The sequence below is a fragment of the Mucilaginibacter sp. genome (assembly GCF_964263795.1).
Taxonomy (GTDB): Bacteria; Bacteroidota; Bacteroidia; order Sphingobacteriales; family Sphingobacteriaceae; genus Mucilaginibacter.
Genome location: NZ_CAXVWK010000040.1, coordinates 47,546 through 59,839 on the forward strand (window position 1 = coordinate 47,546; position 12,294 = coordinate 59,839).

The 12,294-nt window shown below is 42.9% G+C and carries 14 protein-coding genes; 8 read left to right on the plus strand and 6 right to left on the minus strand.

The features are described 5' to 3' along the window. The 5 genes from ACE5CV_RS07465 to ACE5CV_RS07485 are packed head-to-tail and all read right to left on the minus strand — an operon-like array spanning position 1 to position 5,178. Positions 1 to 741: a tyrosine-protein phosphatase gene (locus ACE5CV_RS07465; protein ID WP_374949544.1), complete on the minus strand. Its 741-nt coding sequence runs from the start codon at positions 739 to 741 to the stop codon at positions 1 to 3. A gap of 3 nt (positions 742 to 744) precedes the next feature. Continuing rightward, positions 745 to 1,800 carry a dTDP-glucose 4,6-dehydratase gene (rfbB, locus tag ACE5CV_RS07470; protein ID WP_374949545.1) on the minus strand — a complete coding sequence of 352 codons (1,056 nt, stop codon included), beginning with the start codon at positions 1,798 to 1,800 and terminating at the stop codon, positions 745 to 747. 10 nt (positions 1,801 to 1,810) lie between these two features. After that, positions 1,811 to 2,830, minus strand: coding sequence for a UDP-glucose 4-epimerase GalE (galE, locus tag ACE5CV_RS07475; protein ID WP_374949546.1), 1,020 nt, complete (start codon positions 2,828 to 2,830; stop codon positions 1,811 to 1,813). A gap of 54 nt (positions 2,831 to 2,884) precedes the next feature. Continuing rightward, entirely contained in the window at positions 2,885 to 3,868 is a 984-nt protein-coding gene (locus ACE5CV_RS07480; RefSeq protein WP_374949547.1) for a UDP-glucuronic acid decarboxylase family protein, read from the minus strand. Further along, positions 3,868 to 5,178: a UDP-glucose dehydrogenase family protein gene (locus ACE5CV_RS07485; RefSeq protein ID WP_374949548.1), complete on the minus strand. Its 1,311-nt coding sequence runs from the start codon at positions 5,176 to 5,178 to the stop codon at positions 3,868 to 3,870. Before ACE5CV_RS07485 ends, ACE5CV_RS07480 begins: the two co-directional genes overlap by 1 nt. A 66-nt stretch (positions 5,179 to 5,244) precedes the next feature. On the opposite strand from ACE5CV_RS07485, the gene ACE5CV_RS07490 reads away from it, so the two are divergent. From ACE5CV_RS07490 to ACE5CV_RS07500, 3 genes are all read left to right on the plus strand, one after another. Further along, the gene (locus ACE5CV_RS07490) at positions 5,245 to 6,456 is read left to right on the plus strand and encodes a 3-deoxy-D-manno-octulosonic acid transferase (protein WP_374949549.1); all 1,212 of its coding nucleotides are present in this window, start codon (positions 5,245 to 5,247) and stop codon (positions 6,454 to 6,456) included. A gap of 139 nt (positions 6,457 to 6,595) precedes the next feature. Further along, positions 6,596 to 7,414, plus strand: a complete 819-nt coding sequence (locus ACE5CV_RS07495; protein WP_374949550.1) for an alpha/beta hydrolase — start codon at positions 6,596 to 6,598, stop codon at positions 7,412 to 7,414. Then, positions 7,411 to 8,034, plus strand: a complete 624-nt coding sequence (locus tag ACE5CV_RS07500; RefSeq protein ID WP_374949551.1) for a lysophospholipid acyltransferase family protein — start codon at positions 7,411 to 7,413, stop codon at positions 8,032 to 8,034. Before ACE5CV_RS07495 ends, ACE5CV_RS07500 begins: the two co-directional genes overlap by 4 nt. On the opposite strand, the gene ACE5CV_RS07505 is transcribed toward ACE5CV_RS07500, so the two are convergent. Beyond that, positions 8,031 to 8,246: a hypothetical protein gene (locus ACE5CV_RS07505; protein ID WP_374949557.1), complete on the minus strand. Its 216-nt coding sequence runs from the start codon at positions 8,244 to 8,246 to the stop codon at positions 8,031 to 8,033. The two genes, ACE5CV_RS07500 and ACE5CV_RS07505, sit on opposite strands and share 4 nt — an antisense overlap. On the opposite strand from ACE5CV_RS07505, the gene ACE5CV_RS07510 reads away from it, so the two are divergent. From ACE5CV_RS07510 to ACE5CV_RS07530, 5 genes are all read left to right on the plus strand, one after another. Beyond that, positions 8,202 to 8,663: a 1-acyl-sn-glycerol-3-phosphate acyltransferase gene (locus tag ACE5CV_RS07510; protein ID WP_374949556.1), complete on the plus strand. Its 462-nt coding sequence runs from the start codon at positions 8,202 to 8,204 to the stop codon at positions 8,661 to 8,663. The genes ACE5CV_RS07505 and ACE5CV_RS07510 overlap by 45 nt on opposite strands. A gap of 117 nt (positions 8,664 to 8,780) precedes the next feature. Next, the gene (locus ACE5CV_RS07515; protein ID WP_374949552.1) at positions 8,781 to 9,758 is read left to right on the plus strand and encodes a glycosyltransferase; all 978 of its coding nucleotides are present in this window, start codon (positions 8,781 to 8,783) and stop codon (positions 9,756 to 9,758) included. Then, positions 9,737 to 10,384, plus strand: coding sequence for a carotenoid biosynthesis protein (locus tag ACE5CV_RS07520; protein ID WP_374949553.1), 648 nt, complete (start codon positions 9,737 to 9,739; stop codon positions 10,382 to 10,384). The genes ACE5CV_RS07515 and ACE5CV_RS07520 overlap by 22 nt, the downstream gene beginning before the upstream one ends. A 119-nt stretch (positions 10,385 to 10,503) precedes the next feature. Then, positions 10,504 to 11,355, plus strand: coding sequence for a 4-hydroxy-3-methylbut-2-enyl diphosphate reductase (locus tag ACE5CV_RS07525; RefSeq protein ID WP_374949554.1), 852 nt, complete (start codon positions 10,504 to 10,506; stop codon positions 11,353 to 11,355). 28 nt (positions 11,356 to 11,383) lie between these two features. Further along, the gene (locus tag ACE5CV_RS07530; RefSeq protein WP_374949555.1) at positions 11,384 to 12,058 is read left to right on the plus strand and encodes a fatty acid desaturase; all 675 of its coding nucleotides are present in this window, start codon (positions 11,384 to 11,386) and stop codon (positions 12,056 to 12,058) included. Positions 12,059 to 12,294 lie beyond the last annotated feature (236 nt).

Sequence of the window (12,294 nt, forward strand, 5' to 3'; positions counted from 1 at the left end):
TTACTTCAATAATATATTTTTTAGCGGGTAATCTACCAGCAGGCGTTGCAGCAGCGGGAATTGCAGTGCATCTTCTAAAGCCTGTGCGTGACGGGGGTGGTGCATATCGCTCGATATAAAATCCACCATTTCATTCTCTACCAATTCGTCGGCCATTTTTTTGGTTGTTTTACCATAATAGCCGGTTAATGATATCGTATTAAGCTGCAGGTTACAACCCATCATCCTTATGCGCCTTAACTGATCCATATCCATGTAATTGTAACGCTCGGGGTGGGCCAAAATTGGTTTTAGGCCTTTATCCAGCATTTTTTGAATGATTGGTATCAGGTTAGGAGGCGGGCTAACAAACGATACTTCAAATAACACATAATTATTCGGCATCAGCAGCAAGCGGTCTTCTTCTATACGTTTTTCAAACGTTTCATCAAAGTAATGCTCGGCCGCTGCCGTTATGTCAATATCGATGTTTTGATTTACCAGTTCCTGTTTAAGAATTGCAAGCGCATTGTTAATGCTTTCGTGGTCGTTACGGTAGTAATCTATCATCACGTGCGGGGTGGCAATGATTTTTTTGATCCCCAGCTCCATCATTTTTTTGATTAATACGATAGATTCTTCAGGTGTTTGCGCGCCATCATCAATGCCCGGCAGTACATGCGAATGCATATCCACTATAATCGAGCTGTAATTAAAGTCGACCGATTTTTTTACTTCCTTTTTCTTAAATAATCCAAACATCAATTAACGGTTATTGTACTGTTCGATGTAATATTCCTGGTAATGGCCCGATGTAAGGTTGTTGAGCCACTCTTCGTTGGCCAGGTACCAGTCTACAGTTTTTTCTAACCCTTCTTCAAAGGTAATTGACGGCTCCCAACCTAACTCATCTTTAAGTTTGGTAGCATCAATGGCATAACGTAAATCGTGCCCGGCGCGGTCTGTTACATAGGTGATCAACTTTGCCGATTCGCCTTCTGCCCGGTTCAATTTTTTATCTAAAATACCGCAAAGTAATTTTATCAGGTCAATGTTTTTCCATTCGTTATGGCCGCCAATGTTGTATGTGGTGCCGGTTTTTGCCGTATGGAAAATTACATCGATAGCCCTTGCATGGTCTTCCACCCATAGCCAGTCGCGCACGTTTTCGCCTTTACCATAAACAGGCACGGGCTTTAATTGTGTGATATTATGAATAGCCAGCGGGATCAGCTTCTCCGGGAAGTGATAAGAACCATAGTTGTTAGAGCAATTTGATATAACAGTATTTAAGCCGTAGGTATCGTAGTAGGCACGTACAAAATGGTCAGAACTCGCTTTAGACGCTGAATACGGCGAGTGCGGATCGTACGCAGTTTCTTCAGTAAACATATCCGTATCGCCAAGGGTACCGTACACTTCATCTGTAGAAACATGATAGAAGCGTTTTTGGTCGTATTGGCCCTTCCACAGATTTTTGGCAGAGTTTAATAAATTTACGGTACCAACTACGTTGGTCATTACAAACTCCAATGGGTTGGTTATCGACCTGTCTACATGCGACTCTGCCGCCAGGTGGATCACCGCATCGGGCTGTTCGATTTCAAACAGATCATTGATAAACTCCAGGTCTACAATGTCGCCTTTTACAAATTTGTAATTAGGCTCGTTTTCAATATCCTTTAAATTAGCCAGGTTTCCCGCGTAGGTTAATTTATCCAGGTTAATGATCTGGTAATCCGGATAATTCTTTACAAAGCGGCGCACTACGTGCGAACCTATGAAGCCGGCTCCGCCGGTTATGATAATCTTTTTTGTCATGCTATAACTCTTATAATGGATTTTGGGCAATATAGTTTTCCCACTTCCATGCAGACGACATCATCGTACTGAGGTCAAGCTCTGCTTTCCAGTTCAATTTTTCTGTAGATTTGGTGGCATCGCCCCAAACCTGCTCTACGTCACCATCACGGCGTGGAGCTATTTCATAATTTAATTTAAGGCCGGTTGCTTCTTCAAACGCTTTAATCACTTCCAAAACCGAGCTGCCTTTGCCTGTACCGATATTGAAAAAATCGATGCCGGTAAAATCTTCTTTCTCCATTAATTTTAACGCGGCAACATGCGCACGCCCTAAATCAACCACGTGGATATAATCGCGTATGCAGCTGCCATCCGGTGTATTGTAATCGCCACCCCAAACCATCAGTTTTTCGCGTTTGCCGATGGCTGTTTGTGTAATAAATGGCACCAGGTTTTGCGGTACGCCAATAGGTTGCTCGCCAATTAAGGCTGATTCGTGCGCGCCCACCGGGTTAAAATATCGTAAAGAGATCATCTTATAATCACTGCCAGATGCAATAACATCATTCAAAATCTCTTCTGCAACTTGCTTGGTGTTACCATAAGGTGATTGTGCAGTCTGCACAGGGGCCGCCTCGGTAACAGGCAATTGTTCGGGCTGGCCATAAACGGTGCAGCTTGACGAAAATACCAGGTTCATACCCCGGCCTTCGAAAGCATTAAGCACATTTACCAGCGAAAAAAAGTTGTTCCGATAATATTTTAAAGGCAAATTAACCGATTCGCCAACGGCTTTAAAAGCAGCGAAATGAATAATGCCGACAATATCTTTCTGGCTATCAGCAAAGTTCTTCACGGCCTGCTCGTCACAAAGGTCAAGCTGGTGAAAAGTTGGTTTAAAACCGATGATCTTGGTGAGCTGATCTAGAATCCTGATATCGGAATTAGACAGATCGTCAACAATGATTGGATCGTAACCGGAATTTACAAGTTCAACCACCGTATGCGAGCCGATAAACCCTAAGCCGCCGTTAACTAAAATTTTCATAAATGTTGCGTTATATACTGCTAAAAATGCAGCAAGGTGATTGCTGCATTTTTATTAGTGTTTGTTGTAATAGGTAAAATCCTTATGCTGGATTTCCTTTTCGGGCAGCGATTTAAAGTATTCGTAAGTGATCTTTAAACCCTCGGCACGGCCTACTTTAGGCTCCCAGCCCAATATAGCTTTGGCCTTGGTAATATCCGGGCGGCGCTGTTTTGGATCGTCTGTCGGTAAGGGCAGGCTTATCATTTTCTGATCGGTACCGGTTAATTTGATGATCTCTTCGCCAAACTCGCGGATGGTTATTTCATCCGGGTTGCCAATATTCATCGGTTGTGCATAATCGCTATGCAACAGGCGGTAAATCCCTTCAATCAGGTCATCAACGTAACAAAACGCGCGTGTTTGCGATCCGTCGCCAAACATGGTTAAAGGTTCGCCACGCAGTGCCTGGCCAATAAATGCGGGCAATACACGCCCGTCGTTAAGGCGCATACGTGGTCCATAAGTATTAAAGATCCTTACAATACGGGTTTCTAAACCATGGAATGTATGGTATGCCATAGTGATAGACTCCTGAAAGCGTTTAGCCTCGTCATACACACCACGGGGGCCAACCGTATTCACATTACCCCAATATTCTTCGGGTTGCGGGTTAACGGTTGGGTCGCCATATATCTCTGATGTAGAGGCAATAAGCATGCGTGCACCCTTTGCCAGCGCTAAACCTAAAAGATTATGCGTACCCAATGAGCCTACCTTTAATGTCTGGATAGGAATTTTCAGATAATCGATCGGGCTGGCAGGCGAGGCAAAATGTAAAATGTAATCCAACTCGCCGCTAACGTGTACAAATTTGGATACATCATGATTATAAAACTCAAAATTTTCGAGTTTAAACAAGTGCTCAATATTGCGCAGATCGCCTGTGATCAGGTTATCCATTGCAATTACGTGATAATCTTCTTTGATGAACCTATCGCATAAATGCGAGCCCAAAAAGCCGGCAGCGCCGGTTATCAATATGCGTTTTCTGGCCATTAGTTAATTATTTTTCTACCGATGCTGTTGTAATAGAAACCAAGGTCTACCATTTTTTGCAGGTCGTATAGGTTACGGCCGTCAAAAATCACTTTTGCTTTAAGCAGGTCTGCTACCTGGTCAAAATCCGGCGTACGGAACAACGACCACTCTGTCACAATCAATAAAGCATCTGCATCTTTTAAGACACTGTAAGCATCTTCACCGTAGATGATTTTATCGCCAACAATGGCTTTAACATTTTTCATCCCCTCCGGGTCGAAAACACTAATGGTTGCACCTTCATTTAATAATTCATCAATAATGTACAAAGCAGGTGCTTCGCGGATATCGTCAGTTTCCGGTTTAAAGGCCAGGCCCCACATTGCGAAGTGTTTACCTTTAAGTTCGCCGTTGTAATATTTTTTAAGTTTCTGAACTAAAACTTTTTTCTGGATCTCGTTAACTTCCATTACTGAGTTAAGGATCTTGAAATCGTAAGTGTTCTCTTCAGCTGATTTCGCCAAAGCCTGCACATCCTTAGGGAAACAGCTACCACCGTAACCAATACCCGAAAACAGGAAGCGGTTACCGATGCGGTTATCTGCACCTATACCGCGGCGTACCATATCAACATCGGCACCAACCAGCTCGCACAGGTTAGCAATTTCGTTCATGAAAGAGATCTTGGTAGCCAGGAAAGAGTTGGCAGCGTATTTTGTAAGCTCGGAAGAGCGCTCGTCCATAAAAATAACCGGGTTTCCCTGGCGTACATAAGGGCCATAAAGCTCAGCCATTAGTTTGCGGGCACGTTCGTCTAAGGTACCAACCACAACACGGTCTGGCTTCATAAAATCTTCAACGGCAACGCCTTCGCGTAAAAATTCAGGATTTGAAACTACTGCACATTCAATATCTGTATTTGCTTTAATAACAGCAGTAACCTTATCTGCAGTACCAACCGGCACAGTAGATTTGGTAACGATAACTTTATAATCTGTTACCAGTTTGGCAATGTCTTTAGCAGCACCAAGCACATAGCTCAGATCGGCAGATCCATCACCACCCGGAGGCGTTGGCAACGCTAAAAAGATGATCTGTGCATCGGCAATTGCGCTTGCAAGGTCGCTGGTAAACAATAATCTTTTCTGATCAATGTTACGGTGAAACAGCAATTCGAGGCCAGGCTCATATATAGGGAGCTTGCCATCCTGCATCATTTTAACTTTTTGCTCATTAATGTCAACACAGGTAACCTGGTTTCCAGTTTCTGCTAAACATGTGCCTGTTACCAAGCCAACATAACCTGTTCCAACAACAGCTATTTTCATAAAGACTTTTTGTTATTAATGTTATTACTTTTATGCCCGGACGAAGATAATAATACAAATCTAAAAATGCTCCAACTATATAACATTGGCATAATAATATATTACACGCTTGTTAGCATCGTATCTTTATTTAATAATAAGGCCAAATTATGGATAAAAGGCCGTAAACAACAGCGGATACAACCTTTAAAATCAAGTATTTGGTTTCATTTTGCTTCGCTTGGCGAGTTTGAACAGGGCCGGCCGGTCTTAGAAGCTATAAAAGCACACTATCTGCAGCACCCGGTGGTGATAACTTTTTTTTCGCCATCTGGCTCCGAGGTGCGTAAAAACACGCCGTTAGCCGATGCTGTGTATTATTTACCCATTGACAGGCCTGCAAATGCCCGTGAATTTGTTGCCGCCGTAAATCCTGTGATGGCCATATTTACTAAGTATGAGTACTGGTACCATTTTTTTAACGAATTGCATCAAAACCATGTGCCGCTTTATATCATCTCCGGCATATTCAGGCCCGGGCAGGTTTTTTTTAAATGGTATGGCGGCCTGCACCGTCAAATGCTAAAGATGGTTACCTGGTTTTTTGTACAGGATATTCCCAGCAAGCATTTATTGCATGACAGGGGCATCACTAATGTAACCATCAGCGGCGACACCCGTTTTGACCGGGTATGGGCCAATGCAATGCAACCTAAAGCACTGCCGGAAATTGCCGCATTTAAAAATGGGCAGAATTTATTTATTGCCGGCAGTACCTGGCCTGCGGACGAAAAGCTGTTGATCCAACTCATCAAGCAATATCCTCACTGGAAATTTATTATCGCGCCGCACGAAATTGGGAGTGATAAAATAAACCACCTTATGGGCCTGTTAAACAAGCGTGCCATCAAATACTCCGAGATCAGTACAGCCAATACAGGCCTTAATACCTTGGTCATCGATAATATTGGCATGCTGTCGTCGCTGTATCAGTATGCCGATATCGCTTACATTGGCGGAGGATTTGGCGCGGGCATTCATAACACGCTGGAGGCGGCAGCATTTGGCATGCCGGTTATCTTTGGACCTAATTACGGGCGGTTTAAAGAAGCAACGGATCTGATAGAGCAGAATGTTGCTTTTAGCATTGTCAGCCAGGAAGAGTTGTTAACCACAGCAACCAAGCTGATGGATGATGAGCAACTGCGTAAGGATTATGGCATCGTTGCTAAAAAATACATAGAAGAGCATACCGGTGCCACCGATACAATTTTAAAGTATATTAACGAAAGACATTAAAGCGGTAATTCTGCAACCGTAGAATGTCAAAAATCTTGGTAATTGTATGTGATACAACTTCGCAAATATCTAATTAGATTTTTCTTTAGCGTTCGAAATGGTCTGCATATTAGACGAGTAATTGTTAATATTGCCGCTTATGGGTTTTCTGGATATGCCCGGGTTGGGCAAGGCATACTATCATGAATACGGCAGCGGTACCAAGCCGTTACTGGCCTTTCATGGTTACGGCATGACCGGCAGACAATTCCATGTGCTGGAGCGTTCCATTCTGCAGGATTACCACGTATATGGCTTCGATCATTTTTTTCATGGTGGGAGCGCCATTGCGGGGTGGACAGAACAACAGATCGTCGCCGGGATGCCGAAAGATATGGTAGCTGCCTATGCCGAAGAATGGTTTAAGGTTCACGGCAGGCAGCGTTTTTCCGTAATGGGTTATTCAATAGGGGCCAACATTGCACTGATACTGGTCGAACTATATCCAGACCTGATCGATAACGTCATCCTGATGGCTCCTGACGGGTTATCCGTTTACAAAGGCTTTCACTTTTTAACGCATCATCGTTTAGGCAGGTACCTTTTCATGCGGGTAACTAAAAGTAAGTGGCTGGCTCCTGCGCTGCTTAAAAATCTCAAAAAAGCAAAATTTATTGATGAGAGCCTTTACCAGATAGCTTATAATGAAATTGATACCGAACAAAAGCGGCAGGATGTTTATTATACCTTAAACCTTATCCGTTTGCTAAAGCCCGACGTTATTAAAATTGCGAAACTGATCAACCAGCACCAATTGAATTGCCTGCTGATATTCGGCAAGCACGATAATCTGTTCCCACGTAAGGCGGCCGAACCCTTTATTGGGTTACTGGATAAGCCGGAGGTACATGAGGTGGCGTTAGGACATTGGCTGGTGATAAAGGAATTGGATGAGTATTTAGTAAATTTACCCCAATGATACCCGCCCGCAGAATAACCCTTTTTAGCAACTGGTTTGCCATATACATGCGTTACCGGATGCGTAAGGCTTTTAACCGGCTGGAGGTGATGCCTTTTACGCCTAAGCCGGGTCATTCTGTTCTTTTACTGTGTAACCACTTTAGCTGGTGGGATGGCCTTTGGGGTAATTACCTGGCCTATTGGCACCTTAACCGTAAGCTATATATAATGATGCAGGAAGATCACCTGCAAAAGCGGATGCTGTTCAACTTATTCGGCGGATTTTCTATTAACCGCAGCTCGCGCGAAATGATCAAATCTTTACTGTATGCTGCCGGGTTGTTAAATGATCCGGAGAACCTGGTGGTTGTTTTCCCACAGGGCGAATTAATATCAAACCATACCACGGACATTAAAGTAGAAAAAGGCATAGAACGGCTTATCAAAAATATTAAAGGTCCTTGCCAGATCGTTTATAGTTGCGCGCTGATTGATTATTTTGAAAGCCTTAAACCATCTGTTTATTTCCACTTGTTTGATTGCGGCATTGCCGGTGAGGTGGGTTTTGAAGAGCTGACCGAAAAGATCAACTCCTTTCATCGACAGGCGTTAACAGATCAGGTAAACGTAGCCCATTAGTTATGATCTATCCGCATAACAACAAGTTCATCCGCTGGGTATTTCACCACTACATCATTAACCTGGTTAAGCGCAATTTTAAGCAGGTTAAATTTAACGATGTGGTAATCGAAAGCGGTAAATCGGTCCTGTTGCTCGCCAATCACTTCAGTTGGTGGGATGGTTTTATGTTGTACTATATTAACCATGTCGTAGTCAAAAAGAGGTTTCATATTATGGTGCTGGAAGAAACCGTAAAAAATGTTGGCTTTATTAAATATATGGGCGCATTCTCGGTGAATAAAAACTCGCGCGAGATTCTTACCTCGCTTGATTACGCCGCACAATTACTTGCCGATCCGGGTAACCTGGTACTGATCTTCCCGCAGGGTAAACTCTATTCCAATTTTACCGGTGAAATAGTTTTTGAAAAAGGCCTTAACCGGATCATGCAAAAAGCGGGTAATAGTTTCCAAACCATTTTTGCAGCAACTTTTATAGAAAATCTGCAACATAAAAAGCCTGTAGCTACCGTTTATCTTGAACAAGGGAAACAGATTGATGGTGCTACCTTGCTAACCGATGTGCGGAAGGCCTATCAGTTACATTACAATTCGTCAAAACTGGTTCAAACAGAAATTGTTATATAGTAAGTGGTCATTGTCATCTTAGTTATCTTATTCTTCATTATCCTGCGTTTTACAGTCACCCTGTTCAACTTTATTTCTAATCCAAAATTACCCAGGATAAGTAAGGGATATACAGATATGGTATCTGTTTTGATTCCCGCGAGGGATGAGTCAGACAATATTCTTACCCTGCTGCAATCCATTCAACTGCAGGACTACCCGCACTATGAAGTAATTATTTTAGACGATTCCTCGTCGGATAATACTTACCAGCTTTGTGAGCGGTTTGCAGTCGGTCATCCTAAATTCCGGGTGATACGAGGCAAGCCCCTGCCGGATGGCTGGATCGGTAAAAATTATGCCTGCCACCAATTAGCTAAAGAAGCGAGCGGGAAATACCTGTTATTTTTGGATGCCGACGAACAGGTAAGCAACAGCCTTATCAACAGCGCCGTGCACCGCATGCACTTAAAAAAATTGACATTGCTTAGTTTATTCACTAATCAGCAAATGATAACGCTTGGTGAGTGGCTGGTAGTGCCGCTAATGCACTATGTTTTAATTAACCTGCTGCCGTTAAGGCTTATTTTACTTGTAAAATCAAATGCTTCTGTAGCTGCTGCCAGTGGCCAGTTTATGTTTTTTGATGCAGCTACTTATCGTACGCACCAATGGCACGGTCTGGTTAAAGACAAAGTGGTTGAGGATGTCGAAATTATGAAGGCCGTTAAAGCTTACAATTGCAATGGTGAGGGACTGCTGGCCAACGGAATGATTACTTGTCGAATGTACAAGGGCTACACCGAAGGCTTAAACGGTTTCAGTAAAAACTTTATGGCAGCGTTCAATTACAGTATCCCGTTTTTTTTATGCTATATATTGCTGGTTATAGGCGGCCCGCTGCTTATTGCAGCCACAGGCAACTGGCAATTGATAGGCTTTACATTTGCACTAATCATCCTTAGCCGGGTAATGATATCGTTATCGGCAGGGCAAAATGCCTGGTATAATGTTATCTTGCACCCGTTGCAAATGCTTACCCTAATGTTTATTGCAGTTCTGGCTATTCAAAAAAGAATTACTAAAACCACTATGTGGAAGGGCCGCCGTATATGAAGCTGCCGCGTGTTGCAATTGGTATTATCATACTCTTTCATTTGGTCGGCCTGATTGGTTTGTCGATACCATCTATACGGCCATTATTTTTAAAGATCGTACCAGCCCATATTATATTGATGCTGATAGTGATCACGCTTGATCATCAAAGCCTTAATGCCAAATTTTTACTGTTCGCGGCTATTATTTTTGTGTGGGGATTCACCGCAGAGTGGTTTGGCGTGCATAAATATTGGATTTTTGGCGATTATAATTACGGTAAGACACTTGGTTTTAAGCTTTTTGATATCCCGTTAACTATAGGTGTCAATTGGTTCCTGCTGGTATATGGGGCAGGGGTAGCTATGCAGCGCAGCCGGCTTAAAAGCGTATTTTTCAGGGTAATGGTTGGCGCTATATTGTTGGTAGCGCTCGATCTGCTGATTGAACCGGTAGCCATCAGTTTTGATTACTGGCACTGGGATTATAATGTCATCCCCTTAAAAAACTACTATTGCTGGTTTTTAGTTAGTGCTGCCATGCTGTATGTTTTTGAGAGGTTTAATTTTAAAAAGCAAAGCATCGCGGCGCCGGTATTGTTGGCAACAGAGTTTGCATTTTTTGGGCTTTTAAACTTGGTAATATAGTGCTGTTCTACAACGTTATTAACACACTAAAAAGATTAAATAACACAACAGTTTCAAATTTTGCGTTTAAACGTTGACCCTTCTCCTTTAACCTAATAAATAGTTATTTTTGTAACACAATGGGAGAATTAAACTTACAGGTGACTATAGATCAGGACTCAGGCTTTTGCTTTGGGGTGGTTTACGCCATTGATATGGCCGAAGAGATATTGGCCGAAGATGGCTACTTGTATTGCCTGGGCGACATTGTGCATAACGATGAAGAGGTAGACCGCCTGAAAAAACTTGGGTTGCGGATTATCGAGCATCCCGAGCTGGCTAATCTGCATAACGAAAAAGTGCTGATCCGTGCTCACGGCGAAGCGCCTGAAACGTATAAAGTTGCGCTTGAAAATAATATTACGCTGATAGATGCATCATGCCCGGTTGTGCTTAAACTGCAAAACCGCATCAAAACATCCTACGATGCACATGAGAAGATCCTGATATTTGGCAAGCACGGCCACGCGGAAGTGATTGGCTTACAAGGACAAACAAACGGCGACGCCTTGGTTTTTCAGGATATTGCCGAACTGGATGACGCCGACTTGCCGGGTGCCTTTACGCTGTACAGCCAGACTACCAAGAGTATGGACAAGTTTTATAGCGTTAAAGAAGAGTTGTTATCGCGCGGTTACGAAGTGAAGGCTAATGATACCATCTGCCGCCAGGTATCCAACCGCGACAAGGACCTTCCTGCTTTTGTTACCAAGTTTAACAAGATCGTTTTCGTATCCGGCAGAAAATCATCTAACGGAAAAGTATTATTTGAAGTTTGCCGCAAGCATAACCCTGATACCTATTTTATATCTGCTGCCAACGAGCTTGACCCGTCAATGTTCGCCCCCCGCGATAAAGTGGGCATTGCGGGTGCTACATCAACCCCTATGTGGTTAATGCAGCAGGTAAAAGGTATTTTAGAAAGCTTATAACAGCACGCTATTTGCTGTGTAATAATCATTGGAAAAATCACTATCATATACCGGATTATTAATTGCTTTGCTGGTCATCGGCTTTTGGGCAACATCTATTATTTTGCTAATGCAGTGGCGGGTTGATTTTTCCAACCCTTTGCTATATTTATGCATATTGGTGCAAATGCACCTATATACCGGCTTGTTTATAACCGCACACGATGCTATGCACGGTACGGTAGCGCCCGATAAGCGCATTAACATTGCCGTCGGTTTTATTTGTACGTTCTTATACGCTTCGTTTTGGTATCCTAAGCTATACACTAAGCACCACCAGCATCACAATCATGTGCATACCGATGATGATCCTGATTATCATCATGGCAACTTTATTAGCTGGTACATACGCTTTATCCGTAATTATCTTTCTATCTGGCAGATAGTAATAATGGCAGCGCTATTTAATGTTTTAAAGATCTGGATCCCACAGCCTAACCTTATTCTTTTTTGGGTTGTACCATCACTGCTAAGCACCTTGCAGCTTTTTTATTTTGGCACCTATCTGCCTCATAAAGGCGAGCATGACAATAAACACCAAAGCCGCAGCCTGGCCCGCAATCATTTCCTGGCCTTTTTAAGTTGTTACTTTTTCGGCTATCATTATGAACATCATGATGCGCCATGGGTGCCATGGTGGAAGTTATGGAGCGTAAAAGGGTAAAACGTAATTCTTTATTGAGTTACGGTATAGAGGGCCGTCCTCTTATCTTGATGGCTATTGGGAGCACGGCCACTTCTCATAACTATTCTAAATTAACACTGCGCTGATATATAACTGCTGTAAACACAAATACTTGTTTTATTTTTACACCTGATAAATTATGGCAAAAAAGGGAGTTTTACTGGTTAATTTAGGTACGCCTGATAGCCCGAGCACAGCAGATGTACGCAAGTATC